A 440-nucleotide genomic window follows, 5' to 3' on the forward strand; every position below is an offset into this window, starting at 1 on the left:
GTCTCCGATATTTTATATGCGGGCCGCCAGCGGCATCGGCTGCCCTCTACCCTGACTTTGGCTTCTGCCCTCCTGCCGCGAGTATGTCATCCGCAAGGAGATAGCCTGCATGCATCACTTCGAAGTACTCGGAATGACCGTCGATTAGGCCGTTCTGGAAGAGGAGGTTGATCGCATTCTTGTACTTGGCACCTATCCGGAAGTCGAACATGTCGCCGAATTGCTTCCCACCTGCCAAAACGATCGCTCCGCCAGCCTTCACCACGTTAATTCCTGAGTTCCCTTCCACTGCGGCGAGCAGGATCTCTACCGCTTCGGCAGGAAGCTGCGGACGCGCAACCGGCGCTGCGGGAGTCTGCCTCAGTGCCGTAAGCAGCGTGTGGACAATTGAACCGGAGAGCGCTGCGAGCCGATCTTCACTCTCCTCGGCATCCCTGAGT

1 protein-coding gene is annotated in these 440 nt (G+C 58.2%); it reads right to left on the minus strand.

The genetic code is table 11. From position 1 onward, the window contains the following. Positions 1-46: 46 nt before the first annotated feature. The coding region (locus tag IDG63_RS14315; RefSeq protein ID WP_206176495.1) for a hypothetical protein at positions 47-440 on the minus strand (394 nt) is incomplete at its 5' end.

Source organism: Staphylococcus sp. EG-SA-14 (assembly GCF_017151935.1).
Classification (GTDB): Bacteria; Bacillota; Bacilli; order Staphylococcales; family Staphylococcaceae; genus Staphylococcus; species Staphylococcus aureus.